Raw genomic sequence first — 26252 nt, 5'->3', positions numbered from 1 at the left:
CGATGGCAAGTAGTTCAGCCTCGGGGTGGACGATGGTCGACGACCATACGGTGTTGGGCCGCGCCGTCGAGATTCTCGACTGCGTCGTGGACGCCGTAGCGCCACTTCCGCTTTCGTTGCTCACGCGGCGCACTGGGATGCCGAAGCCGACAGTGCGACGCATCGCCAACGATCTCGTCGCACGCGGCATGCTCGAACAGTGTCCGGATGGCTACGTGCCCGGCCAGCGGCTCATCTGCCAGGGAATTCAGTCGGCACACCGGCACGGCGTTGCGGTGACTGTCCAGCCGTACCTGCAGGATCTGCATTTGCGGACACGCGGTCAGGTGGCGTGGGTCGCCACAAGCAATGCCGGACAGCTGACCATGACCGGTGCGGCATTCGGTAGATCACACGTGGCGGATATGTGGAAACCCTGGTTTCCGTCGTTCTCGTCCATCGGTCCCGCGATGGTGCTGCTCGCATCGGGTCGCATCGAGGCGGCCCACAACCCAGAGCTGGCCGAGAAGATTCTCGCCAGCAGGATCGCTCCGATGACGCGCTACTCGGTCATCGACAAGGCACGGCTGCGAGCACTTCTCGACGAAGCCAGGGAAACCGGCTTTGCCCATGAGGTCGAGCAGACGACATTGGGGAACAGTTGCATGGCCGCCGCGATGAGGGACTCCTCAGGACACCTGGCGGGTGTGCTCGGAATTGCCGGGCCGTGCAGCGTAATTGAAGCTCGAGGTGTTCGCACCGCGTTGATGCGATCGGCTCTCCTGCTGCAGCACGACTTGCGCTCGTTGTCACCCGGCGACAGCCACGTAGTATGGGGCGGGCCAATCTTCAATCAGCGCACGGGTATTGGCTATACGTGGCCGACGGTGAACGAGCCGTCGGTTTGCGCGGCAAATGATCAAGGGCGATGGCGCCACGAAACGGGATGATGTAGCCGCCGTCGAGCAACACATCGGAGCGGCCGCCGATGATGTAGCCGGTCGATCGGTTGGCCAGCCAGCGCATCGTCATGTCGACCCGCGTCAGGTTCAGCGTGGCGAGATCGCGTCGCGCGAACCAGGCGCCGATCGAACACGGCATCCACCGCTCGGCGGGGTCGTCGACCTGCGTGTTGCGGGGCTGACGAGTGCACGGTGTCACTGGATTGAGACACGTTCTTCGAATTGAGAGACAACAATTTCGGGTACGCCGACGCCAGATTGGTGGCAGGGTAGCGGATACGAATTACCGCCTCGTCGATCGATGAGGACAATCTGCGGCCAGCGAATCTGACTGCACGTCACGGAGAGGTACACATGGCAAAAAAGTCCAGTAAGACCAAGCCGAACATTGTTCTCATCGTCTCCGACGACTTCGGGTACGGCGACGCGGGCGTCTACGGGGGCGGCGAAAACCGCGGAATGCCGACTCCGAATATCGACCGGATGGCCGAAGAAGGCATGCAGTTCATGTCGTTCTACGCGCAACCGAGTTGCACAGCCGGGCGCGCAGCGATGATCACCGGACGCATCCCGAATCGCAGCGGCATGACGACTGTGGCCTTCCAGGGCCAGGGCGGCGGGTTGCCGGCGGCCGAGTGGACTCTGGCGTCGGTGCTCAAAACCGCTGATTACAAGACATTTTTCAGCGGCAAGTGGCACCTCGGGGAGTCAGACTATGCGCTGCCCAACGCGCACGGTTTCGACGAGATGCGGCACTGCGGGCTCTATCACCTCAACGCCTACACCTATGCCGACCCCGAATGGTTCCCCGATATGGACGACGAGCTTCGCGCGATGTTTGCCCGCGTGACACAGGGCGCGTTATCGGGCAAAGCGGGCCAGAAGGCCAAAGAGGACTTCAAGATCAACGGCCAATACGTCAACACTCCTGATAAAGGGCTCGTGGGCATTCCGTTCTTCGACGAGTATGTCGAGAAGGACGCACTCGAGTTCCTGGACAGCAACGCGAAATCCGACACCCCGTTTTTCATGAACATTAACTTCATGAAGGTGCATCAGCCGAACATGCCGCACCCGGATTTCAAGGGCAAATCGCTGTCGAAGTCGAAGTACGCCGATTCGATCGTGGAGAACGACGCGCGGATCGGCCGCATCATGGACAAGATCCGCTCGCTCGGCATTGCCGACAACACCTACGTGTTCTGGACGACGGACAACGGCGCCTGGCAGGACGTCTACCCCGACGCGGGCTACACCCCGTTCCGCGGGACCAAGGGCACCGTACGCGAGGGCGGCAATCGCGTTCCGGCGATCGCGTGGGGCCCGGGCATCAAGGCCGGTTCACGCAGCGCCGATATCGTCGGCGGCCTCGATTTCATGGCGACCTTCGCCGCGCTGGCCGGCGTGCAACTGCCGAAGAAGGACCGGGAAGGCGAGCCCATCATCTTCGACAGCTACGACATGTCGCCGGTGTTGTTCGGAAAGGGCAAGTCCGAGCGCAAGTCGTGGTTCTACTTCAGCGAGAACGAACTGACGCCCGGGGCCGTGCGGGTGGGCCACTACAAGGCCGTCTTCAATCTGCGCGGCGATGACGGGGCGACTACCGGAGGCCTCGCCGTCGATACCAACCTCGGCTGGAAAGGTGCCGAGGCGTACGTCGCGACCGTCCCGCAGATCTTCGACCTCTGGCAGGACCCGCAGGAGCGCTACGACATCTTCATGAACAACTACACCGAACACACCTGGACACTCGTGACCTTCAACGAGGCGGTCAAGGAGTTGATGAAGACTTATCTGAAGTACCCACCGCGGAAACTCCAGAGCGAAGGCTATTCGGGCCCGATCACCGTCACGCAGTACCAGCGATTCCAGTTCCTGCGGGATCAACTTGCGGACGACGGGGTGAATATCGCACTGCCCACCGGCAACTGAAGTCTCGACGACGGATGCACGGCCCGCGCTGGCGGCCGTGCATCCGCTTTTCGTCGTGTCAGTACCCAGACGTTCTTCTGAGCAATTCGCACGGGCGTATCACTGAGTGATACGCGCCTGATGCGCAGTGTCGCAGACCCGTAGGACGCTATGCCGGTGAAGGGAGCATGGCATGACGGGCAAGTCGAAGACACTGGCTGCCGTCGCCGTCGCCACGGCGGTGCCGGCACTGTTGCTTTCCAGCACTGCAACCGCGGGCGCCGATGCAACGGATGGGAATCCTGACGTCAGGTTCGACCGATTCATCAGCAACCTGGGGCCGGGGCTCAGAGTCACTGTCAAGAGCCACACGCAGGACCCGGCCAATTGCACGTACAACGCCGACGGGATCACCCGAGACTTCTTCCTGCCCGGGTTCGGCGAGCAGACGGTGGTCTTCAACCCCTCGCTTCCGCTGCTGCGGAATTGGAACGTCAATGTGAGTTGTGACAACGGCAAGTCAACATCGTTGACGTATTTCTACTGATCCAGGGACACCGCCATTACCACCTCGGTTGGAATCTCTGTCGGCGCAACTAATTTGGCAGCTGCGCCGTCGAGTGCTGCACCGATACTGCGCCGGTCTGTTCTCACCATGTTCCCGCATCGACCGCCGGAAATCGGTGTGCCGTCGGAGAACCCGCGCCTGGTTGAGCGTGGCCGCGTGGTGACGGGTTTCGTGGAGCGTGTCGGTGACCCGGTGCCGATTGTGGCCGCCGACGGCTCGACACATCGGGGTGAACAGCTGGTGGTCGACGCGCTGGACGCGCTTATCCGCACGACCCCCGCACGACATTTCGAGTCGATGTGCGTGGCCGTGCCTGCGCACTGGAGCGAAAGCGTTGCCGGCGCCTTGCGTGACGTGTTGGCCACGAGCCCGTTGTCGGCATACGGCGCGGCGTTGGTGCCGGACGCCGTCGCGACACTGACCGCATTGCAAGCCCAGCCGGGACTGCCTTTGCGGGGCGTTGTCGCGCTGTGCGATTTCGGCGGTACCGGCACGAGCATCACTGTGACCGATGTGGCCGGGGGCGTACACCGCGTCGGCGAAACCGTGCGCTACGACGAATTTTCCGGCGATCTGATCGATCAGGAGGTGCTGCGGAATGTCCTCGCCAATCTCGACATCGACCCGTCGAACACGTCTGCCGTCACGGCGTTGAGCCGGATCCGCGAGCAGCGCCGGATCGCCAAGGAGCGGCTTTCGGTCGATACGGCAACCGGATTCACGGGGCCGCTGCCGGGCCCACAGTCAACGGTGAGGCTGACGCGTGCCGAGTTGGAGGGCTTGATCCGCGATCCGCTGGACGGCCTCATCGGCGCCGTCGAGGAAACTTTGCGCCACAACAACATTGCTTTCGCAGATGTCGCCGCTGTCGCGACTGCGGGTGGTGGCGCCAGCATTCCGTTTGTCACTCAACGGCTTTCCGAACGATTGCGCATCCCGGTGATAACCACTCCGCGTCCGCAGGTGACGGCGGCGATCGGGGCGGGCCGCCTCGCGCAGCGGGCATCCGACGACGCGGCATCGACGAAGCTGGCGATGGCGCCGATCGTCGCAGGGGGAGCGGGCGACACGACGGTGCACACCATGGCGTCGTCGGCGGCCGGCGAGCCGTTGGCGTGGTCGCAGGACGATTCGCCTGATGACGTAATACATAGCGGCCCTTTGGATTACGACGGCGTAGACCCCGTGGACGGCGCCCGGCCTGAAGTACAGTTCGCGCACGGTGAGGGCAGCGCGATGGAGGAGATCCCGCCGCTGCCGTGGTACCGCCGGCCGGGAGTGCTGTTCGGTGCCGCCGCGTTTCTTGCCGTGCTGGCCACTGTGGGTCTGGTGTTGACATCGCGGATCGAGGGTCTCTCACCCGCACCGGCCGGGACGACGGGCACCCCCACCACGACCACGCCGCCGGTCGCGGGTCCGGTGGACGCGCCGCCACCCGCTGCGCCGCCACCGGCGACTCAATCTGTGGTGCAACAGGCTCCCCAACAGGCGCCGGCCCCGCGACGGCAGCAAGCGCCCGCACAACGGGTTGCGCCGCCGCCGAGACAGGCCCCAGCGCCACAACCAGCACCGCCGCCGCGACAAGCGCCGCCACCGAACCCACCTCCGGCGCCGCCGAGCACCGCGATTGTGACGTCGACAACGATCGTCACTTCAGTGGCGCCGCCGGAGCCGTCGCCGGAGTGCACGCCGCCGAACTGCATACCTGTTCCCGAACCGGGCATTGAGAATTGCGGGTACACGGGCGAATGCCCCGGCACCACAACCGATCCTGTGATTGTCGTGCCCGAACCTGCGCCGGAGAACTGCGGGTACACCGGGGAGTGTGGGTCGGGGGCCGGCAGTGGCGACATCACGCCCGACCCAGGCGGTGGCAGCACCGGCGGGACGGGCAACGGCGACACCGAGTGGACTCACTGCCCCTCGGACCTTCCGCCTGGGTACGTGTGCTGATGAGACCAAGATTCATGGAGGCAGCGATGAACGCCAACTGCCGGCTCAGGGCGACCGTTCACGCAATCGTCATCTCAGCGGTGGGGCTCGCTGCCGTTGTATCTGCAGCACCGGCTGGGGCTGAATCCCTGCCCATACGGGAGGACTTCACTGTTGAGTGTGCAGACTGGGAGCCCAACGCGTTCGGCATAACTCCCCAACAATGCTGGCTCGGGCACTGGAACTTTTTCGAGCCACCCGACACCGTGAATGTCCGCTTCACTGCCAGCCCGAACCATTGCTCCGACATCAACGCGAAGATTTCGTTGGACAACACGCAGGAGCAGGTGATTCGGCTTGGCCCGGGGGAGAGCACCGGTGTTCTCCAATTCACGAAGCGTCCTTTCCCGGGAAATCAAGGCGTCTTCATCACGGCGGAGGGGATCCCAGGCGGCTGCAACACCGGCTCGCTCTCCTCGTTTGGTGGCACGGTCGAGATCTGGTGACTTAACGATCCGGCCGTCCGAAACGAAATACAGGTAGCTCACTACCCGTGAGCTCGCGCCCGGGGCACGCGAGTCTGTCCGTGAACTGCTACAACGCGAAGGAGTCGACGGATCATGGCGGGTTGCCTCGGGCTCTCGGTTGGGACGACGAACCTGGTGGCGGCCCCTGCAGGCCGTCCGGCGATCACCCGTCGCGCTGTGCTCACGCTGTACCCGCATCGGCTCGCCGAGCTGGGCGTGCCGTCGGAGAACCCCGCGATCGACGAGCCCGGCCTGATTCTCAGTGGCTTTGTCGATCGCGTCGGCGACCCGGTGCCGATCGTCGCCGGTGACGGCTCGACGCACAGCGGTGCGCGTCTGTTGGCCGACGCGCTCGACGCGCTGACCCGCATCGCATGTCCGACTGAGCGGCCCGATGTGACGGGCGTGGCGGTGCCGGCGCATTGGCGGCCGGGCGCCGTCGACGCGCTGCGCAGCCAGCTGCCGGGCGTCGCGGTGGTGCCCGATGCGGTCGCGGCGTTGACCGCGCTGCGGGCCGAACCTGGTCTACCCGCGCGGGGCATCGTCGCGCTGTGCGACTTCGGCGCGACGGGCACCAGCATCACGTTGGCCGACGCCGGCGCCGGTTTCCGCCCGATCGCCGAGACCGTCCGCTATGAGGAGTTCTCCGGCGATCTGATCGACCAGGCCATCCTGCAGCACGTCCTCGCTGATCTCGATGTCGACCCGTCGAGCACCTCTGCGGTGGCGTCGTTGACCCAGCTGCGCGACAAGTGCCGCATCGCCAAGGAACGGCTGTCCTATGAGACGGCCACCGGAATGACGGGCCCGTTGCCGGGCCCGCGGTCGAGCATCAGAGTGACCCGCGGCGAGCTCGAGGCACTGCTGCAGCAGCCGCTCGACGGGATGATCGCGGTTCTCGAGGACACGTTGCTGCGCAACGGCATTGCTCCGGCCAGCCTCGCAGCGGTGGCAACCGTCGGCGGTGGGGCGCGGATACCGCTTGTCACGCAACGGCTTTCGGAGGCCATGCGGATGCCGGTGACGACGTCGCCGCTCGCGCAGGTGCTGGCGGCGCGTGGCGCGGCGTTGATCGCCGGCCGCACCCCGGAGGACGACGCGGCGACGAGCCTCGCCGCTGCCGCCCCGCTCACCGCGACAGTGGCGGCGCCTGCGACGGGGCCGTCGTTGGCGTGGTCTGCGGCCCCCGATGACGAACCCCTCGATATCGAATCCGCGCGGCCCGAAATGCATTTCGAGCACAGCGAATTCGACGACGCCGAGGCGTTGCCGCCGTTGCCGTGGTACCGGCGGCCGGGAGTGCTGTTCGGTGCGGCGGCATGCCTTGCCGTGGTCGCGGCGACCGGGCTGGTGCTCACATCGCGGGCTGACGTGGGAACGGTGCCGGCGGGTTCGGCCGGAACGTCGACGTCCGTCGCACCGCAGCCCGTGGAAGCTGCCCTGCCTGCGGAGCCGGTTGTTCAAGCGCCGGCACCGGAGACGGTCGTGGTGAGGCAGCCGGCGAGTGCGCCGCGGTATACGCAGGCGCCGCCGGTGCGACGGCCAGCGCCGCGAGCGGTCGCGCCTGCGCCTCGAGCGGTCGCACCCGCGCCCGCTGCGCCGGCGCCGGCTCCTGCGCCAGTGCCCGCGCCGCCGCCGGCTGCACCGCCGCCGGCGCCCGCGCCTGATCCTGCGCCCGCACCCGAGCCTGCGCCTGACCCCGCGCCGGCACCGCAGCCGCAGCCAGAGCCCGAACCCCAGCCGCAGCCAGAGCCCGAACCGCAGCCCGAGCCCGAGCCGCAGCCAGACCCAGCGCCTGAGCCCGAGCCCGAGCCGCAGCCTGATCCAGCGCCTGAACCGCAGCCGGAGCCGCAGCCTGAGCCGGGTGGCGGAGGCACCGACACTGGCGGCGGCGATACGGGCGGCGGCACCGATACCGGCGGCCAGACCGATTGCACGCCAAGCGCTGACACGACCTGCTAGTCGCGCAGCGCGGGCCGCGCGTGCGTCGATTTCTGCATGAGGGCTGCTGATCCGCTCATCGCACAGCCTTGGCGCAGAAATGGATTAACGGCCGGCAGACGTGAGCCTCGCATCGTGCGCACCATCGCCGAGGTGGTTACCAATGTGCTCTTGTGAGAGCTGTCGGCGAGATCAACACCATGGTCGCGAGAACAGGCGATTCGCGGCCTTGAACAACCATGACGTCGATCTCGGCGCCAGTCGCCAGAACGCGACTACTCCACCGCGCCTTCTTCGATTGCAGGAGATCCGCGATTAGCCGCCGGGCGGCGTCTCCGTCGTCGTAGTGGTCGTCGTAGTCGTCGTGGGCTCGGTCGTGGTCGTCGTCGTAGTGGTGGTTGTCGTCGTCGTCGTGGTCGTCGTCGGCTCGGTCGTCGTGGTGATGACGGGCTCGGTCGTCGTCGGTGTGACGGTCTCGGTGATCGTCCGCGTCGGCGGTGGAACCACTGCTGCCGTCGTGGTCAACGGGGTCAGCGACGTCGTCGGCGTGGTGTCCGACGTATCCTCCGCGATCAGATTGGCCAGCCCCCACACGATCAGCCCGACAAGGATCGCGCCCAGGGCACCGAAGGAGACGAGCGCTGCGGGCTTGCGATACCACGGCGTTTCGTCCGGTTCACCCGGCGGGCCCGGCGGCTCACCGTATCCACCCTGATCGCCGTAACTGCTGTAGACGGTCGGGTCTTCGTCAGGGTAGGGGTCGTCGGGATGTCCGTATCGCGCCACGGGGACCGATAGTAGGCGTTAGTTCGGCGGCTGTGGATACAACGTGCGCGTCACGTTGGTGCGTGGGCGGCTGCGGGTGCGCGTCGTCGTCTCCTCGTCCTCTTCGGTGGGGGTCTCCGAGGTGGGCGATGTCGTCGTGGTGGTCGTCGGCGGAAGCTCCGTGGGCGCGTAGATATCGGTGGTGGAGGACGGGCTGGTCCGCGTGATCGTCGGGGTAGTGGTCTCGGTCGTCGATGTCGTGGTGAAGGTGGGGTCGACGAAGTCCGTTGGCGCCGGGGTGGGCTGGTTGTTTTGGCGTCCGACGAACATCACGGCGGCGACGACGAGCGCGATCGCGGCCAGGCCCGCGACGCTGGCGCCGAGCACGGCAGGTGTCGAGTGGTGCCACGGCGTGTTGCGGGTCACGGGCTTCGATCGCCGAACTGCGGGATGACTTCGCCGGCGAACAGTTCGAGATGGCCCAGGTCTGACATGTCCAGCACCTGGAGGTACACGCGCTGCACACCGGCCTCGATGAACGGGCCCATCTTGTCGACGATCTCCGCGGGCGTGCCCACCAGCGGGGAGTTGCTGCGCAGCTCGTCGACCTCGCGGCTGATGGCGGCGGCGCGGCGGGTGATCTCGGCGTTGTCACGCCCGGCGCACAGCACGAACGCGGCCGAATACGTCATCGAGTCGGGCGTGCGGCCGGCCTGCTCGACCGCTGCGGCGACGCGGTCGTATTGCGCCTTGAGGACGTCGAGCGGGACGAACGGGATGTTGAATTCGGCGGCGAACTGCGCGGCCAGCGCCGGCGTGCGCTTGGGGCCGCCGCCGCCGATGATGATCGGCGGATGGGGTGACTGGGTGGGTTTGGGCAGCGCGGGGGAGTCGACGACGGTGTAGTGCTTGCCGTCGTAGTCGAAGGTCTGGCCGACGGGCGTGGTCCACGATCCGGTGAGGATGTGCAATTGCTCGGTGAGGCGGTCGAAGCGTTCACCGAGCGGCGGGAAGGGGATGGCGTAGGCCTGGTGTTCGGCCTCGAACCAGCCCGCGCCGATGCCCAATTCGACACGGCCACCGCTCATTTCGTCGACCTGGGCGACGGAGATGGCCAGCGGACCGGGATGGCGGAAGGTGGCGGAGGTGACCATGGTGCCGAGGCGGATCGATGACGTCTCGCGGGCAATGCCGGCGAGCGTGACCCAGGAGTCGGTGGGTCCGGGCAGGCCGTCGCCGCTCATTGCGAGGTAGTGGTCGGAGCGAAAGAAGGCGGAGTAGCCGAGATGTTCGGCGGCGCGGGCTACGGCGAGTTGGTCGGAGTAGCTGGCGCCCTGCTGGGGTTCGACGAAGACACGGAAATCCACGAGCGCCAGCGTATCGGCGATCTCACGGGGTCGGCTTGCTGAGCTCGTCGAAGCGGGCGAGCGCGGCGTCGAGGTCGGCTTCGTCGAAGATCTCGGAGCGGCTGATCAAGTCGCCTTCGACCGTCACAACATTGACCTCCCGCCGCTCGGCGTCGAAGCCCTCTTGCGAGGTCCCATGCGACACCTGTGTCACGACCGCTCCGAGCTCACTCAGCCGATGCACAGCCTCGAAGTGGGTCCTTACATCTGGAGCGTCGTCCCACACCGTGCGGACGTATGAGCTCAGATCACCGGGAGCGAAGGCGGCTCCTCGGCGGTGGTCGATGTTCACCCAGTCCTCGGCCAAAGCAGGGAACTCGCGCCGGTTGAACGCGGCACAGGCTCCGTTGATGACGGACCAAGTGTGCGTGTGCGCGGCCGCTTCGCCTGCGAGGTAACGGGTTTCGAGCTCCTCGAATGCAGCGTCGATGTCGTCGGGGTCGAACATGACGACCGACGCGATCCGCTCGTCGTCGTCGATCTCAACAAGGTCCAGTATCTCGTTGAGCAATGCCGCCTCGGACTGCCGATCTTGGCCTGAGAAGCGGGTACGGCGTAGAACGAGGCGTCTCCCGCGAGTCGCGATGGCGGTCGATGTCACGGTCGTGATCCCCATATCGGCGATCGCCCGCGCGTCGTCGATCTGTGCATCCCGTCCACTTCGGAATCCCGAGCCCACTATCGGACGGCGGTCGTCATTGGACGAGTCGTCGGCCAGCATTTCCGCCATGGCATCCCAATCGCGGGTTGGGAAGTACATCCAAACGCGGTCGGCTACTTGGCTTGCCGTGTTTTCCAGCCGTTGTACCGGCTGACTGAGTTCGTCAAACCTCGCTAGTACGACGTCGAGGTCAGTCTCGTCGAACACTTCGCAGCGGTTCTTCGGTTGAGCATCGACCACCAGCGCGATGGCCCGCCACTCGGCATCGAAGCCCTCTTGCGAAGTCCCGTAAGCCGCTTGGGTGTAGACCGCTCCGAGGTTGCTCAGTCGATGCACAGTCTCGATGTAGATCTTGACGTCCGGCGCGACGTCCCATACGGAGCCGATGTATGCGGCCAGATCCCCTGCTTCGAAGGTTGCGCGGACACGGTGGTCGATTGTCATCCAATCCGACGTCGCCGGGGGCACCTCATGTCTGTTGAGCGCGGCGTAGCCCTGTGTGATGACTGACCACGTATGCGCGCAGGCGGCCGCTTCGCCGGCAAGGTATCGGGCGTCGAGTTCCTGGAAGGCGGCGTCGATGTCGTCTAGGTCGAGCATGACCATTGCTATGAACCGATCGTCGGCATCGATCTCGACAATGCCGAGCCACTCATTATGGAAGGCCTCGGAGCGCTGGTCTGGGCTCGACCATTGGACACGCGCGAGGGTAAGGCACCGACCGCGGGTCGCAATGACGGTCCACGTCACGTCCGTGAACCCGACATCCGCGGCGGCTTGCAAGTCTTCGATTTCGGCATCTGGGCCGTATCGGATCCCGGCATTTACGGTCCGTCGGCGATCGTCAAGGGAAAAGTCGTCGGCGAAGATCTCGCTTATGGCGTCCCAGTCGCGGATCGCGAAGGACTCCCGGACGCGCTCGGCCACTCTGATTGCCGCGTTCTCCAGTCGCGGTGGCGCGGCGGTGACTTCGTCGAATCTAGCGAGGGCGGCGTCCAGGTCTGCCTCGTCGAACATCTCACAGAGGTTGACCGCGTCGCCGTCGACCGTGAATACCACGACCTGTCGCCACTCGGCATCGAAGCCCTCTTGCGAAGTCCCGCACGCCGTATGCGTAACGACCGCGCCGACTGGGGTCAGCCGATGCACGGCGGTGATGCGCACTTTGTAGTCCGGCATCATGTTCCACGTCGCACGGAGGTATGCGAACAGCTCGCCGGGCGCGAACGATGCTGCTCGCCGGTGGTCGATATTGGCCCAGTTCGGCGTCGTAGCCGGAAGTTCGTGCCGGTTCGTCGCAGAGTAGATGTGCGTCAGGACCGACCAAACGTGCGTGTGGGCAGCGGCTTCGCCTGCGGCGTAACGGGAATCGACTTCCTCGAATGCGGCGTCGATGTCATCAGGATCGAACACGATGCGTGCAACGATTCGATCGTTCGCGTCGGTTTCGAGGACGATGAGTCCTTCGGTGTGGAACCCTTCGGGTCGCTGGTTGCGTCCCGACAAGCGGGTACGACTGAGCGCAAGGCGCTCTCCCCGGGTCGCAATTGCGGTCGCCGAAATGTTCTGAGTGCCGACCTCGGCGATCGCCTGAATGCTCGCGATTTCGACATCTCGTCCGCGTCGGGTTCCGGAGTTCACCGCCCGCCGGCGATCGTCCACGTAGGTATCGTCCGCCAGTATCTCCGCCATTGCGGCCCAGTCGCGGGCTGCGAAGTACGTCGCAAAGCGGTCGAGTGCCCGCGTGGCCGCGTTCTCCAGTTGCGGTGTTGGAGAACTGAGTTCGTCGAACCGGACGAGCGCGGCGTCGAGGCCATCCTCGTCGAACAGCTCGGAGCGGCTGAGCATATCGCCTTCCACTGTCAAGAGGTGGATTTCCCGCCACTCAGCTTCGAAGCCATGGTGCGAGATCCCTTGTGCCACATCGGTGACTACGGCGCCGAGGTTGCTGAGCCGATGCACAGCCGCGATGTAGACCTTGGTGTCAGGCGAGTCGTCCCATGCGGCTTGGACATACGCGAGAAATTCGCCCGGTGCGAAAGCTGCTCCGCGACGGTGGTCGATGTTCACCCAGTCAGGAGTCGTCACGGCGAGCTCGCGCCGGTTGAACGCGGCGTAGACTTCCGCGACTACGGACCACGTGTGCGCGTACGGTGCGGCATCGCCGGCAAGGTACCGCGCGTCGAGTTCCTCGAAGGCGGCGTCGATGTCGCCAGGGTCCAACATGACGGCCGCTGCGATTCGGTTGTGGGTGTCAATTTCAACGATGTTTAGCACCTCAAGGCCAAACGCCTCGTCGCGTTGACCGTCCCCAGATACGTTGGTACGAGTGAGCGCGAGGCGCTCCCCGCGGGTAGCGATGACGGTCGGCTCGTGATGCTTGACCCCGACTTCCACGACGGCCCGCAAGTTCGCAATCTCCGCATCTCGGCCTCGTCGGATGCCGCCGCTTACCACCCGACGGCGATCGTCATGGCAAACGTCGTCCGCTATCACTTTCCGCTATGGCGTCCCAGTCACGGGCCGCGAGATATCTGGAAAAGCGCTCGAACACCCGGCTCGCACTGTTCTCCAGTCGTTGCGCCGATCGGCTGAGCTCGTCGAATCTCGCGAGTGCAGAGTCGATGTCGGCCTCGTCGAACATCTCGCAGCGGTTGAACATATCGCCGTCGGTGGTGAAGACGGCGATCAGCCGCCACGAGGCGTCGAACCCCTCTTGCGACTTCCCATATGCCGTGTGAGTGATTACCGCGCCGAGTGAGGTCAGCCGATGCACGGCGGTGATGCGCATTTTGTAGTCCGGCATCATGTTCCACGTCACACGGAGGTACGCGAACAGCTCGCCGGGCTCGAAAGATGCTGCCCGCCGGTGGTCGATATTGGCCCAGTTCGGCGTCGTCGCCGGAAGTTCGTGCCGGTTCATCGCAGAGTAGGCGTGCGTCATAACCGACCAGACATGCGCGTAGGCGGCGGCTTCGCCTGCGGCGTAACGGGAATCGAGTTCTTCAACGGCGGCGCCGATGTCCTCGAGGTCGAAGGCAACGAACTTCATGATCCGATGCTTTGCGTCGATCTCGACCATGTGGAGCACTTCGGAGGCGAATGCATCGGGCCGCTCGTCGCGGCCCCAGAAGCGGGTACGCATGAGAGCGAGGCGCTCGCCCCGAGTCGCAACGACGGTTGAGGTCGCGTTCGTGACGCCGATGCCTACGACCACCCGCGCCTGAGTAACCGCAGCTTCCCGCCCCTGCTGGCCCCCAGTGCCCACAACCCGACGACGATCGTCTGCGAAAAAGTCGTCCGTCATCGTTTCGGCCAATGCGTCCCAGTCGCTGGCCACAAAGTACGCGTTGAAGCGCTCATACGCTCGGCTTGCCGCGTTTTCCAGCCGCGGCACGCGGCTATTGAGTTCGTCGAACCTCGCGAGCGCGGCGTCGAGGTCTGTCTCGTCGAATAGCTCGCAGCGGTTGAGTCGGCCTCCATCGACCGTCAAAAGGTTGACGTCCTGCCACTCGGCGTCGAGACCCTCTTGTGAGGTCGCATGTGCCGCGTGGGTGACGACCGCTCCGAGGTCGCTCAGCCGATGGACCGCCCTTATGTACATGCTTGCGTCCGGGGCGGCGTCCCATGAGGCACGGAGGTATGCCTTCATGCCCCCCGGCTCGATAGCGGCGAGTCGTCGGTCGACGTCCGCGAAATCCGATGTCGTCGGCGGCAGCTCGTGACGGTTGAGCGCGGCGTAGATCCGGGTGATGCCCGACCACGTCTCCGCGTGCGGTGCAGCTTCGCCGGCGAGGTAGCGGGCATCGAGCTCGGCGATGGCGACGTCGAAGTCGTCGAGGTCGAACGTGATTGCTGCCGCGAACCGCCCGTCAGCGTCGACTTCTCCGACGCGGAGCAGCTGGGAATGAAACGCATCCGGCCGCTGTTCTCGGCCAGAGAAGTGGACGCGACTGAGGACGAGGCGCTCGCCCCGGATAGCAACGACCTCCGAGGACATCTTCTTGACCCCTAAGTCGGCGATCGCGCGTATCTCCGTCATCTCCCCGGCGCGGTCATTGGTCTTGCGGCGGAATCCTCTGCGACGCTCTTCGACGACAAAATCGTCGGTGAGCATTGCCGAGATCTCATCCCAGCGCATTTCCGTATAGAGTGCGTGGAACCGATCTTCGGCTCGGCTCGCTGCGTTCTCGAGCGGCGACCGACGGGCCCCAGCCTCGAACCGGGCGTGCGCGGCGTCCAGCTCGGCCATCGCGGTGTCCATGTCGTCGACGTCGAAGAACAAGTGCAGTGCGATTCGCCCCTCGTCGTCTAAGCCGAACAACTGGAGCACCTCGAGCTCCGGCGCTCCCGGGCTCGCGTCGTCGGTGCCCAGCGCCAAACGCGTTAGAGCCAGGCGCTCACCTCGCATTGCGATGACGTCTATTCGCTGCCGCGTCCCGCCGATATCACGGATACGCTCCGCCAAGCGAAGCCAGTCACCGGACGAAAGGTCGTCTCGCGTGAAGCCGACGATCTTCCGACGACTCTCGACTAACGCGTCGGTAGCGTATAGCTGCCGAACCTCGTCCCAAGCGCCTCGGTTGACGGCAGCCTCATTCCGGCGAACCGTTCGCACGCATGCATTGTCGGCTGCGGGGGTCTCCGCCTCGCGAGCATGCATGGCGTCGAGTTTGGCGCGGGCGGTATCCATGTCCTCGACGTCGAAAACCACCTGTAGGGCGATCCGACCGTCCTCGTCGACACCGACTACTTGAAGCATCTCGTCCTGCGGCGCCCCGGAACCCAGATCGGAGGTGCCGACTTTCAGCCGGACAAGGGCAAGACGTTCGCCCAGTACGGCGATGGGAACGAACTCGTATCGCACCATGCCTGTCTGCCGAAAATGGCTCATCTCGTCTACGTACTGGCCCCGGGTAAGGGTCGTTTGTGGATAGCCGACGATCTTGCGATGACTCTCGGCCGAAACTTCCGGCGCAAATAGTTGCGCCGCCTCGTCCCACGCCTGGTGTGCGGCTGCGTCGTTCAGCCGGGCGAGCGTTCGTACACATGCATTATCGAGCTCGACGGCCGGTTCGGACTTCGCCGGGATGGCCGGAGCATCTGCGCCGAGAATGCCACGCGCGTTCTCCGCAAGTGCCGCAGCGCCTTTCCGCTCGTACAGGTCCACCGCTCGCTCAGCCGCCGCTCGCGAGCCTGCGCTATCGCCTGCGGCACCCAGCACCGTCGCCAATGCCAGGCACGCGTCCCCGTGATCGACTAACGCGTCCGTGCGGCCCGCCAGATCGACAGCCTCCTCTGCCACCCGCTTGGCCTCATCGTGCGCACCCTGGCGCGCAAGCAGCTGTGCCCGAACCGTCCGCCACGCAATCGCAGCCTTCAACGCATGGCCCGCGAGCCGCTCACTCTCCGAACACAATTCATCGGCTTCGTCATCCCGGCCGAGTGCCAGGCACGCACGGGCCAACAGTGCGGCGGTCTCCGCCGTGTCCGCATCGAGGCCCATTCGACGAAAACCCTTGTAGGCCTGGCGCAAATGCGGCTCGGCCGCCGCCGCATCGTCGAGCACCAACTCGACAATCCCCGCAAACTGCTCCACCTCCAGTAGCGCATGCCGCAGACCGAGTTCGGTGACCGTGCGTCGCGCCGAGTCGATCATCCGTCGCGCCGCAGCCGCCCGGCCTCGGAACGCCTCCAACACCGCCTGGCACCGCGTCGACGTCGCTTCGACCGCCGGCGAGTCCGTCGTGATCCGCAGCAGCCGCACCACGTCGAGACACCGACCGCCCGCTCGCGGAACGGGATTCGGTCCCCACAACGCCGCAAGCGGCGCACCCGCCAGCACCGCATTCACCCGGCGATGGTCCTGCGCGCGCCGCGCCGCCGTGAGCGCGTCATCCAACGCAACCTCACAATCGCCCACCCGCCCAAGGCGGCCCAGGCACGTCGCGCGTACGGTGTGTGCCTTGGCTTCTCCTGCGGCGTCGCCTAATTCGGCCAGCTTGTCAGCCGCTGACCGCAACGCCGCTTCGATCTCGTCCAATCGCTCAGGATGCGTCAGCATCGACAATTGCCCGTCGAAGCACGTCGCCCACGCCGCGAATCGCGCCGAATCATGTGTGGCGGCTTGCAATTGCGCGACCGCACCCGTCGCCGAAGTCACGTCACCCGCGGCCAAGAGCGCCTCGCACCGCGCGACCAGCAGTTCGGCGCACTGGTCCTCGCGGTCAGGCAGCTCTTCGTCCAGCTCCTCGAGTGCGTGCAATGCCTTGTCGTAGAGGTCTGCCGCGCCCTCGTAGGCCAACCGAGCCGTCGCCTGGTCTGCGGCGCGCCGACAGTAATGAACGGCCTTGGCCGCGTTGCCCGCCCACGCACATTCGAAATAGTGATGTGCCAGTTCGTCGAGCAGCTCGTCGTCGGCGCCGGGTTCGCCCTCCAGGGTCGTGGCGATGCGCTGGTGCAGCCGCATGCGCCGCACGGACGGTAACTCGGCGAGCAATGACTGCCGAACAAGCGCATGATTGAACCGGTATCGACCGCCCGGCTCTTCGATGACGATGCCAGCCCTGCACGCCTCGTCGAACGCGTCGACAAGGTCAGCGTCGACCACTCGTTCAACCAACTCGAGCGCAAACCGGCTGCCCACCACCGCTGCCGCCGCAAGCGCTTTGTTCGTCTCCGCCGGAAGCCGAGACAGTCTGCGGCTCATCGTTTCCCGAACGCCCTGCGGCAACGTGCTCGGATCCCAGACGCCGCCGCTTTCATCGACATGCCGCAACGCCTCGATGAGGAAGAAGGGGTTACCGCCCGTGACGGATGCTAGTGCGCGGGCCAATTCCTCGTCGTCGTAACCTGCTTCGGCGACGTACGCGCTGACGTCATCCTCGTCCAGACCGCCCAGCTGAAGTCGCGCAACGGTGCCGTCGCGGTGAAGGTCGGCGAGCATCGCCGCCAGCGGATGCGAGCGGTCAAGATCGGTGCTGCGGTATGTGCCGACGACCTGTACACGGGCGTGCTCGCCGAAGCGCAACAGATGCCGCAACATCAAAAGCGTTGGCTTGGCTGCCCAATGGAGATCGTCGAGAATCAGCACAACGGGCGCGCTCGCGGCGGCGACCTCCAACAGCGCGACGACGGCGTCGAACAACGCGTAGCGTTCGGTGTCGGGATCCGCGCGCGTCGGCGCCGCCAAATCCGGTAGCACGTCGGCCAGCCCGGGCACCAGCGCCAGTAATCCCTCAACGCCACGCAGGCCCCGCAGCCGGCCGGCGCCGAGGCACGGCACCAGCGTGCGCAGCGCCTCCGCGAACGGCTGATACGGGGCACCGAGATCCTCGTCGCAGCGGCCGTAAAGCACCACGGCGCCTTGCTCGTAGGCCTGCCGGGACCATTCGCCGGCCAGGCGCGTCTTGCCCACACCCGGTTCGCCCGCGATCAGCACCGCCTGCATGCCACCGGCGAGCGTCGCCTGCCAGGCGGCCATCAGGGACGCGAGCTCGGTGCCGCGTCCGACGAACGGCCCTGGGCCGGCGAGCACCGCGGGCAGGTCGGGCCGTTCGATGGGCGCCTCGCTTGCGGGCGTCTCGGCGGTTTCCACACGGAGCTCGAACACGTGCTCTGGCCGCGCCAGGTTCTTGAGCTGGCGCATGCCCAGGTCGGCGAGCACCACATCGTCGCGCAACGAATCGATGACGAGCTCGGCGGTGGCGCCCGAGCACAGGATCTGCCCGCCCGCTGCCAGCGATCGCAGGCGGGCGGCGCGGTTGACCGCCCGACCGAAGTAGTCGCCGTCGCGAAGCTCCGCCTCGCCGGTATGCAAGGCCACCCGAACGCGCATCGGGTCCCGTAACGCCCACGGCTCGTCGCTGATCGCTTCTTGTAGCTCGATCGCGGCGGCTGCCGCGGCCGACGGGCGGTCGAACACCGAGAACGTCGCGTCGCCTTCGCCGCGCGTCTTGATCAGCCGCCCTCCATGCGACGTCACCACCTGCTCGACGAGCTCGTCGTGGCGGGCAAGCGCGATCGCCATCGCGTCGGCGTCTGCCTCCCACGCGGCCGTCGACCCTTCAATGTCGGTGAGCAGGAAGGTCACTGCTCGTGTCACGCCCGAAGCCTGCTGCGACGCAGGGACTTCCAATGCGGCGTCCTGCGCGACGATCGCCGCTTCGAGGCGGCGCAGGTCCGGTCCCGGGTCGACACCCAGCTCGTCGGCTAGCAATGACCGCGCTCGTTTGAACGCAGCCAAGGCTTCGCCCTGCCGTCCGGCGCGGTAGAGCGCGAGCATCAGCTGGCCCCAACGTCTTTCGCGCAGCGGCGCCTCGGCCACCGCCGCCTCCAGCTCGCCAACGATCTCCGCCGCGCGTCCCGTCGCGAGCAGCGCATCGGCGCGGTCCTCCACCAGCGCGGCATGGCCCTCGATCCAGCGCGTCTTCTCCGATGCACCGCGCTGGGTGTCGGGCAGCTCGGGGATACCGCGCCAGAGCGTCAGCGCCTCCTCGAAATGCGCGACCGCTTGGCTCGTGTCGCCGGCGGCTAGGGCGTCACGGCCCAACTTGGCGACCAACCTGTAACGCGAAGCGTCGACTTCGGTGGTGCTCAGCCGCCAGCCGGCTCCCTCGGTCAACACGAAGCCGTCGCCAAGGGCATGACGCAGGGAGGAGATGTGGGTTTGCAGCGCCTTTTCGGCGGTGCGCGGCGGGTCGTCGCCCCAGAGCAGTTCGACGAGGACGTCGGCGGGCACCACCGAACCGCCGTGCAGGCCGAGCATCGTGAGGATGGCGCGCGGTTTCGCGCCCGGGATCATGACGGGCACACCGTCTTGCCGGACCTGGAGAGGTCCTAGAACCCCCAGCTCCACCTGTTGAAGCGTACTCACAGAGCAATCGTCTGGGAGACGATTCAACGCACAGTCAAGAACGAGTAAAGCTGCCCTGATCGGGTGCTAGAGCCCGCGGTGCGCAGCGCGGACGGCGGCGACGGCGTCGTCGTCACCCTCGAACTCGACCCGCGCCTCGCGTCCGGCGGCAAACAGCAGCAGTTCTCCTGGCTCTCCGGTGACCGTCACCGCGGGCCCCTTGCCGACGGTGGCCAGCGTCTTGCCGTCGGGCGTGCGCAGCGCGACGTGGGCGGGCACTTTGGCCATGCTCATGCGCGCCATGAACTTCAGCGACCTCGTCAAGGCCGAGACCGTGGCGTCGTCGAGATCCCGCGGCTCCCAGCCCGGTTTTCGCGCGGCGGACGTCTTCGTGGTGGATGAACATCTCCGCGACATTGGCGACGGGATCCAGCAGTTTGAGCGGCGAGTAGATCGGCGGTCCCGACGCGATCTTGTCCAGCAGCTGCTCCCAGTCGGTGGACTTCGTGACGTCGTCCTGCACCTTGGCGGTGCGGCCCGCGAACGCGGGCACGACGATGCCCGGCGCGGCGTCGAGCCGGTACTCCCGGATCACCAGATGCGCAGCGAGATCGCGGGTGGTCCAGCCTTCGCAGAGGGTCGGCGCATCGGGTCCTGCGCTGCGCATGGTGTCGACGAGGGCGGCGCGTTCACGCTGAGCGACGGTCATGCGTCAACCCTAGAACGTCTGCACGCCCTCCACCGCGACGAACATTCCGCGGCCGGTTCGGTCGTTGGTGAAGCGCGTGCCGTCGCTGGTGGCCTCGATCGTCCAGCCGAGTGCTTTATAGGTGCGGTAGTCGAGCGTGACGGCGGGGATGTCCCCGAGATTGCCGACGACCCAATCGATTTCGCCGTCCGCAGTGACCCGCACGCCATTGGCGGGCATTCCGTCGATCGATGGCGAATCGGTGAACTGCGATTCGCAGCCGACCTCGGTTCGGTTGATCTGGCAGCGGGTCTTGCCCGACTTCGTCTCGATGAACACGTAGCCGTTCTCGGGCTGCAGCACTTCGGCGCCGGGCGACCTGGGCGGGGGAGTGGTTGTGGGAGGCGGAGCAGCGGTCGGTTTGGGTGGTCGCGGGGTCGCAACGCTCGGCTCCGTCGGCGATTCCGGACTTGTGACGGGTGTGCCTTGAGTGTCGGATTGGCAGCCGGCGAGCAGCGCACCCGCCACGAGCAAGCAACCAACGACCGCCTTCATCGTGGATAAGGCTAGGCAGTCAGCGCCGCGAGTTATTGCACCGACGCGCCCATCATCGCGCCGTACCCGTCAGCCAAGGCCCGCAGTTGCGCGGCGCCGTCGCCTGTGTACGACGAGCCGTGCATGATCGCCAGCGTCGTCGGATTCAGGGCCGCCAGCTGCTCGATCGTCGGCAGCAGATTCGTGGTGAGCCCGGTGGCGTGGAAAAAGCCCTCAGTCTCCAAAGCCGGTGCAGAACAATCGGATTCGGTTAACGCCGGACACTTGCCGACGTGCGTGAGCAAGTCGCCGGCCAGCAGGGTCGAAGTGGCCTCGTCGAACCACAGACCGGCCTCCCAGTTGTGCGGCACATGCGGGGTGGCGATGAACTGCAGCCGGTGCCCGCCGGTGTCGAGCACGCCATCGGGTGCGGGGACGGGCGGGCGATCGCACAGGTCGGTCAGCGACACCATGATCGCCAGCGGGCTGTGGATCACCTCGGCCTGCGGCGCGGCGGCCAACATCAGGTTCACCGCGCCGCATTCGTCGGCCTCGAGGTGTCCGAACGCGATCCAGCGAAGTTTCTCGATCGGCATGACCTTGTTGATGGCCGCGGAGACCAGCGGGAACAGCTGGCGGTGCCCGCAGTGGAAGAGGAACGGCTCGTCGCCGGTCAGCAGGAACTGGTTGAACGTGAACCCGTGCTCGGTGATGTCCGGCATCCACGTCGAGATGCGATAGATGTCGGGACCGATTTCATCGACGGTGGTGTCCATGGCTTTAGCGTGCGCTTTCGCCAGGTGGGTCGCGTTGAAATTGCACACAGGGTCGTTGAATCCGAGAGATCACAGCCGTGGGCGCAATCTCAATCGCGGAAATGTGTCGCTGGCGGGCGCGGCGCCCTTGACACCACACGATGGGTCGGGTTCTGTCGCTGTGGAATCGGCGGTGAGCCGGAACGGATCCACTGAGAAGGACTGCACCGATGACTGAGAATCCCCCGCCTGGCCAACAGCCTCCGCCCGGATACAGCGGCCCGCCCAACGAGTACGGCCAGCAACCGGGATACGGCCAGCAGCCGGGATACGGTCAGCAACCGCCCCCTCCACCGCCGCCACCACCCGGGTACGGCCAGCAGCCGCCCCCGCCGCCGCCCGGCTATGGTCCGCCGCCTGGCCCGCCGCCGGGATACGCCCCGCCGCCGGGGTATGGCCAGCAACCCCGTCTGGGCTATGGACCGCCAGCGGGTTACGGACCGGCCGGCGGTTTCGCCCCGCCGCAGCTCAGCGTCGGCGCCGCGATCTCCTACGGCTGGGAGAAGTTCAAGGCGAACTGGGGCGTCTGGGTCGGCATCACGCTGCTCGGCGCGATCGTCAGTGCGGCCGTGCAGGCGCCGTTCGGCGGCTTCAACGTGCAGTTCGGGACCGGCGACATGGACGACGCGTTCGCGGGCGGTAGCTCGCTGATCATGTCGATCCTCGGGTTGGTCATCGCTTTCGTGGTCGGCGCGTTGATCCAGGCGGCATTCGTTCGCGGGGCGCTGCACGAATTGAACGGCAACAAGCCAACTTTCGGAGCGTTCTTTCAGCTAGGAAACATCGCTCAGGTCCTGTTGGCGAGCCTGCTCGTGGGCCTGCTCACCTCGGTCGGCCTGATTCTGTGCGTCATTCCGGGGCTGATCGCCATGTACCTCACCTGGTACACGCTGACGTTCGTGCTCGATCAGAACCAGGACGCCATGGCGGCGATCAAGTCGAGCTTCAACCTGACCTCACAGCATGTGTCGCAGTTGCTGCCGCTGGCGCTGGCGTGCGTGGGGCTGAACATTGTCGGCGCCCTGCTGTGTCTGGTGGGCCTGTTGGTGACCGGGCCGGTCACGCTCATCGCTGCGACGTACGCCTACCGCTTCCTGGTCAGCGGGCCGATTTCGCCGGTGGCTACAACCTGAGCATCGGCCGGCGTACTCGGCGATCAGCCGCTAGCGCAATCTCAACGCTTGAGCTGTTGGATGCGGGGTCGGCTCAGATTGTTGACTGCACGCGTTTAGCAAGCTCCAAGTAGTCGTTGACGGAGCCGGGGAGCAGATCAAGGTGCACGACCGTGCCGTTCGGATGGTCGACGTGGTCGACAACTAAGGCGACGGCAGCGACGTCGTCGTCGCCTGCGACCACCAGAGCGCCCGGCACGACGATGGAGGGATCACGCGCTTCGTCGAGGAAGGTCCAGACGTAACCCGTCTGATCTTCAGCGTTCAGGTCAGCGGCGATGTCCACGACGGGCATCCATCCACCTCCTTCGACGTCTGCTGTCAGCATACTTGTCGTTGACCTGCGGCGAACCGAGCAGATCCACGAGCGTCGGAACGTCGTCGGTGGACGGCAACAGAACCGTCGCGTGAGGGCGCCGGAAGGTGGGGACGACTGTAAACCCCGCCGCGACAAGGTCCCCGGCGGACACGGTGTGGACGAGTTTGTAGGTCGCGAGCCGCACCGAGAGGATTCCCTCGCGTGAATCAATGCCCAGTTCATCGAGCGCGGCGAACATCGATATTCCCAACACTGGGTCGCCGTCGAGAAGGAACGCGCGTCGCATCCGATCGATATGTCTGTATAACTTCGCCGCGGAGTCCGGTCCGCCGCGCAACAGCACACAGGGCTCGGGAATGCATTCGTGCCGAATGCTGTCGCGAAGATCAGGCAGTCCGGGCACGCATCGAACGTACGAGTCGGCACCGACATCGCCGGTCTGCCGACCTGCGCCGACCCCGGCCGTTGCGATTGCGCTGATGGTCGTGTTTTGCGAGCAGAAGCAGCCCTCAGCGCAATGTCAACGACAAGCGCTGGCCGGCGTGGGAACAAAACGCGGAAACCCGCCGTTGACCCTTTCGACAAGTTGAGCGCAACACACTCAAGTCTGAGTTGACAGCGGCCGTCCGCAGGAGCAGGCTTGAGCGCAGCCCGCTCAGATATTACGAACGTCTATTCAGGAGGCAAAACCATGGCTCGTGCGGTCGGCATCGACCTCGGGACCACCAACTCTGTCGTCGCAGTTCTTGAGGGTGGCGACCCCGTCGTCGTTGCAAACTCCGAGGGCTCCCGCACCACCCCGTCGGTCGTCGCGTTCGCGCGTAACGGTGAGGTGCTGGTCGGTCAGCCCGCCAAGAACCAGGCGGTGACCAACGTCGACCGGACCGTGCGCTCGGTCAAGCGTGAGATGGGCACCGACTGGTCCATCGAGATTGACGGCAAGAAGTACACCGCGCAGGAGATCAGCGCCCGCATTCTGCAGAAGCTGAAGCGCGACGCCGAAAGCTACCTCGGTGAGGACATCACCGACGCGGTCATCACCGTGCCCGCATACTTCAACGACGCCCAGCGTCAGGCCACCAAGGAGGCCGGCCAGATCGCGGGGCTGAACGTGCTGCGCATCATCAACGAGCCGACGGCGGCCGCGCTCGCCTACGGTTTGGACAAGGCCGAGAAGGAACAGACCATCCTGGTGTTCGACCTCGGCGGCGGCACGTTCGACGTCTCGCTGCTGGAGATCGGCGAGGGCGTCGTCGAGGTCCGTGCCACCTCCGGTGACAACCACCTCGGCGGTGACGACTGGGATCAGCGCATCGTCGACTGGCTCGTCGACAAGTTCAAGGGCACCTCCGGCATCGATTTGACCAAGGACAAGATGGCCATGCAGCGGCTGCGTGAGGCCGCCGAGAAGGCCAAGATCGAGCTCTCCAGCTCGCAGAGCACCTCGATCAACCTGCCCTACATCACCGTCGACGCCGACAAGAACCCGCTGTTCCTCGACGAGCAGCTGACCCGCGCGGAGTTCCAGCGCATCACGCAGGATCTGCTGGACCGCACCCGCAAGCCGTTCCAGTCGGTGATCGCCGACACCAAGATCTCGGTGTCTGACATCGACCACGTGGTGCTGGTGGGTGGTTCGACGCGTATGCCCGCGGTGACCGAGTTGGTCAAGGAGCTCACCGGCGGAAAGGAGCCCAACAAGGGCGTCAACCCCGACGAGGTTGTCGCAGTGGGCGCCGCGCTGCAGGCCGGCGTGCTCAAGGGCGAGGTGAAAGACGTTCTGCTGCTGGACGTTACGCCGCTGTCGCTTGGGATCGAGACCAAGGGCGGCGTGATGACCAAGCTGATCGAGCGCAACACCACGATCCCGACCAAGCGGTCGGAGACCTTCACCACGGCCGACGACAATCAGCCGTCGGTGCAGATCCAGGTCTATCAGGGCGAGCGCGAAATCGCCGCGCACAACAAGCTGCTCGGCAGCTTCGAGCTGACCGGCATCCCGCCGGCCCCGCGCGGCGTGCCGCAGATCGAGGTCACCTTCGACATCGACGCCAACGGCATCGTGCACGTCACGGCGAAGGACAAGGGCACCGGTAAGGAGAACACGATCCGAATCCAGGAGGGCTCCGGCCTGTCCAAGGAGGAGATCGACCGGATGATCAAGGACGCCGAGGCGCACGCGGAGGAGGACCGCAAGCGTCGCGAGGAGGCCGACGTCCGCAACCAGGCCGAGACGCTGGTGTACCAGACGGAGAAGTTCGTCAAGGAGCAGCGCGAGGCCGAGGGTGGATCGAAGGTTCCCGAGGACACGCTGAATAAGGTCGACGCGGCGGTCGCCGACGCCAAGAAGGCGCTGGAGGGTACCGACATCAACGCGATCAAGTCCGCGATGGAGAAGCTGGGCGTCGAGAGCCAGGCGCTGGGCCAGGCCATCTACGAGGCCACCCAGGCCGAGGCTGCGGCCAGCGGTGCCGGGGCGCCGGGCCCTGATGGCAGTGGTCCCTCGGCCGACGATGTGGTCGATGCCGAAGTTGTTGACGATGATCGGGAGAACAAGTGAGCTCAAACGATTCGCACGAGCCGGTGACCGTCACCGACAAACGGCGTATCGATCCCGAGACCGGCGAAATCCGTCAGACCGCCGAGGCGTCGGCCCCCAGTGGGCCGGCGCCGGAGGCGGAGGCGGGATCGGCGTCGTCGGATGAGGTTGCCGAGCTGAAGTCCACCCTGCAACGCGTCAAGGCGGAGTACGACAACTACCGCAAGCGCTCGCTGCGCGACCAGCAGTTGGTCGCCGAGCGGTCGAAAGCGGCCGTCGTCACCCAGCTGCTGCCCGTGCTCGACGATCTCGACCGCGCCCGCAGCCACGGTGACCTGGAGGCCGGTCCGCTGAAGTCGGTCGCCGACAAGTTGGTGACCGCCCTTGAGGGGCTTGGCCTTTCGGCCTTCGGCGAGGAGGGCGACGAGTTCGACCCGGCGCTGCACGAAGCGGTGCAGCACGAGGGCGACGGGACGCATCCGGTCGTCGGCGCGGTGATGCGTCGTGGTTACAAGGTCGGCGATCAAGTGGTGCGTCACGCGATGGTCGGAGTGGTCGACACCGTGCCGGACGGCGAGGACAACGGCGCCGAGCCGGAGCCGGAGGCTGTAACCCCGGAAACGCCGGATAACGCCGACGCGGCCAGTGACGACACCGCAGAATCAGACGACAACTAGCG

17 protein-coding genes and 1 pseudogene are annotated in these 26252 nt (G+C 65.9%); 9 read left to right on the top strand and 9 right to left on the bottom strand.

Features of this window, described 5'->3' with window-relative positions; translation table 11 throughout:
- Positions 1 to 53 precede the first annotated feature (53 nt).
- The 6 genes from CWS39_RS02160 to CWS39_RS02135 all read left to right on the top strand — a co-directional run bounded on the left by CWS39_RS02160 (position 54) and on the right by CWS39_RS02135 (position 7841).
- The gene (locus CWS39_RS02160; protein ID WP_158240316.1) at positions 54 to 929 is read left to right on the top strand and encodes an IclR family transcriptional regulator; all 876 of its coding nucleotides are present in this window, start codon (positions 54 to 56) and stop codon (positions 927 to 929) included.
- Between the two features lie 366 nt (positions 930 to 1295).
- Entirely contained in the window at positions 1296 to 2873 is a 1578-nt protein-coding gene (locus CWS39_RS02155) for an arylsulfatase (RefSeq protein WP_102141270.1), read from the top strand.
- A gap of 172 nt (positions 2874 to 3045) precedes the next feature.
- Positions 3046 to 3399, top strand: coding sequence for a hypothetical protein (locus CWS39_RS02150; protein WP_102141269.1), 354 nt, complete (start codon positions 3046 to 3048; stop codon positions 3397 to 3399).
- Between the two features lie 108 nt (positions 3400 to 3507).
- Positions 3508 to 5373: an Hsp70 family protein gene (locus tag CWS39_RS02145; protein WP_233213326.1), complete on the top strand. Its 1866-nt coding sequence runs from the start codon at positions 3508 to 3510 to the stop codon at positions 5371 to 5373.
- A 26-nt stretch (positions 5374 to 5399) separates the two neighbouring features.
- Entirely contained in the window at positions 5400 to 5858 is a 459-nt protein-coding gene (locus CWS39_RS02140) for a hypothetical protein (RefSeq protein ID WP_142386792.1), read from the top strand.
- 114 nt (positions 5859 to 5972) lie between these two features.
- Complete coding sequence (locus tag CWS39_RS02135) at positions 5973 to 7841, top strand: Hsp70 family protein (protein ID WP_102141267.1); 1869 nt, start codon at positions 5973 to 5975, stop codon at positions 7839 to 7841.
- Positions 7842 to 8135: 294 nt separating this feature from the next.
- Here the strand turns inward: CWS39_RS02135 and CWS39_RS28815 are convergent, their stop codons facing one another.
- From CWS39_RS28815 to CWS39_RS02095, 7 genes and pseudogenes are all read right to left on the bottom strand, one after another.
- Entirely contained in the window at positions 8136 to 8606 is a 471-nt protein-coding gene (locus CWS39_RS28815) for a hypothetical protein (protein WP_158240315.1), read from the bottom strand.
- 18 nt (positions 8607 to 8624) lie between these two features.
- Positions 8625 to 9011, bottom strand: coding sequence for a hypothetical protein (locus CWS39_RS02125; RefSeq protein WP_102141266.1), 387 nt, complete (start codon positions 9009 to 9011; stop codon positions 8625 to 8627).
- Positions 9008 to 9952, bottom strand: coding sequence for an LLM class F420-dependent oxidoreductase (locus tag CWS39_RS02120; protein ID WP_102141265.1), 945 nt, complete (start codon positions 9950 to 9952; stop codon positions 9008 to 9010). The genes CWS39_RS02125 and CWS39_RS02120 overlap by 4 nt, the downstream gene beginning before the upstream one ends.
- Positions 9953 to 9986: 34 nt before the next feature.
- A pseudogene (locus CWS39_RS02110) lies at positions 9987 to 19509 on the bottom strand (BTAD domain-containing putative transcriptional regulator); the annotation flags it as partial.
- Positions 19510 to 19639: 130 nt separating this feature from the next.
- A complete protein-coding gene (locus tag CWS39_RS02105) occupies positions 19640 to 20173 on the bottom strand; it encodes a TIGR03085 family metal-binding protein (protein WP_431306075.1) in 534 nt (177 codons plus the stop codon).
- A 51-nt stretch (positions 20174 to 20224) separates the two neighbouring features.
- Positions 20225 to 20749 carry a hypothetical protein gene (locus tag CWS39_RS02100; protein WP_102141262.1) on the bottom strand — a complete coding sequence of 175 codons (525 nt, stop codon included), beginning with the start codon at positions 20747 to 20749 and terminating at the stop codon, positions 20225 to 20227.
- A gap of 32 nt (positions 20750 to 20781) precedes the next feature.
- Positions 20782 to 21504, bottom strand: coding sequence for an oxygen-binding di-iron domain-containing protein (locus tag CWS39_RS02095; RefSeq protein WP_102141261.1), 723 nt, complete (start codon positions 21502 to 21504; stop codon positions 20782 to 20784).
- Positions 21505 to 21713: 209 nt separating this feature from the next.
- Between CWS39_RS02095 and CWS39_RS02090 the strand changes: the two genes are divergently transcribed.
- A complete protein-coding gene (locus CWS39_RS02090; protein ID WP_102141260.1) occupies positions 21714 to 22676 on the top strand; it encodes a DUF2189 domain-containing protein in 963 nt (320 codons plus the stop codon).
- Between the two features lie 73 nt (positions 22677 to 22749).
- Here the strand turns inward: CWS39_RS02090 and CWS39_RS02085 are convergent, their stop codons facing one another.
- Positions 22750 to 23010 (bottom strand): hypothetical protein, encoded by a 261-nt coding sequence (locus tag CWS39_RS02085; protein ID WP_102141259.1) that lies wholly within the window; start codon positions 23008 to 23010, stop codon positions 22750 to 22752.
- Positions 22985 to 23320: a hypothetical protein gene (locus CWS39_RS02080; RefSeq protein WP_102141258.1), complete on the bottom strand. Its 336-nt coding sequence runs from the start codon at positions 23318 to 23320 to the stop codon at positions 22985 to 22987. The genes CWS39_RS02085 and CWS39_RS02080 overlap by 26 nt, the downstream gene beginning before the upstream one ends.
- 405 nt (positions 23321 to 23725) lie before the next feature.
- Here CWS39_RS02080 and dnaK point away from each other — a divergent pair, with 405 nt between their 5' ends.
- On the top strand, positions 23726 to 25594 hold the full coding sequence (gene dnaK, locus CWS39_RS02075) for a molecular chaperone DnaK (RefSeq protein WP_102141257.1): 1869 nt from the start codon (positions 23726 to 23728) through the stop codon (positions 25592 to 25594).
- The gene (gene grpE, locus CWS39_RS02070) at positions 25591 to 26250 is read left to right on the top strand and encodes a nucleotide exchange factor GrpE (RefSeq protein WP_102141256.1); all 660 of its coding nucleotides are present in this window, start codon (positions 25591 to 25593) and stop codon (positions 26248 to 26250) included. Before dnaK ends, grpE begins: the two co-directional genes overlap by 4 nt.
- The last annotated feature ends 2 nt before the right edge of the window (positions 26251 to 26252 follow it).

The sequence above is a fragment of the Mycobacterium hubeiense genome, from assembly GCF_002838065.1.
GTDB lineage: Bacteria > Actinomycetota > Actinomycetes > Mycobacteriales > Mycobacteriaceae > Mycobacterium > Mycobacterium hubeiense.
The sequence above is the reverse complement of the archived record's forward strand: the minus strand, read 5'-3'. Positions and strand labels throughout refer to the sequence as shown.

What these genes read in the sequence shown, in the direction of transcription:
- CWS39_RS02135 (WP_102141267.1), top strand. Translation starts at nt 5,973, where the DNA reads ATGGCGGGTTGCCTCGGGCTCTCGGTTGGGACGACGAACCTGGTGGCG.
- CWS39_RS02155 (WP_102141270.1), top strand. Translation starts at nt 1,296, where the DNA reads ATGGCAAAAAAGTCCAGTAAGACCAAGCCGAACATTGTTCTCATCGTC.
- dnaK (WP_102141257.1), top strand. Translation starts at nt 23,726, where the DNA reads ATGGCTCGTGCGGTCGGCATCGACCTCGGGACCACCAACTCTGTCGTC.
- CWS39_RS02150 (WP_102141269.1), top strand. Translation starts at nt 3,046, where the DNA reads ATGACGGGCAAGTCGAAGACACTGGCTGCCGTCGCCGTCGCCACGGCG.
- CWS39_RS02140 (WP_142386792.1), top strand. Translation starts at nt 5,400, where the DNA reads ATGAACGCCAACTGCCGGCTCAGGGCGACCGTTCACGCAATCGTCATC.
- CWS39_RS02100 (WP_102141262.1), bottom strand. Translation starts at nt 20,749, where the DNA reads ATGAAGGCGGTCGTTGGTTGCTTGCTCGTGGCGGGTGCGCTGCTCGCC.
- CWS39_RS02085 (WP_102141259.1), bottom strand. Translation starts at nt 23,010, where the DNA reads ATGCCCGTCGTGGACATCGCCGCTGACCTGAACGCTGAAGATCAGACG.
- CWS39_RS02095 (WP_102141261.1), bottom strand. Translation starts at nt 21,504, where the DNA reads ATGGACACCACCGTCGATGAAATCGGTCCCGACATCTATCGCATCTCG.
- CWS39_RS02105 (WP_431306075.1), bottom strand. Translation starts at nt 20,173, where the DNA reads ATGCGCAGCGCAGGACCCGATGCGCCGACCCTCTGCGAAGGCTGGACC.
- CWS39_RS02090 (WP_102141260.1), top strand. Translation starts at nt 21,714, where the DNA reads ATGACTGAGAATCCCCCGCCTGGCCAACAGCCTCCGCCCGGATACAGC.
- CWS39_RS02145 (WP_233213326.1), top strand. Translation starts at nt 3,508, where the DNA reads ATGTTCCCGCATCGACCGCCGGAAATCGGTGTGCCGTCGGAGAACCCG.
- CWS39_RS02080 (WP_102141258.1), bottom strand. Translation starts at nt 23,320, where the DNA reads ATGCGACGCGCGTTCCTTCTCGACGGCGACCCAGTGTTGGGAATATCG.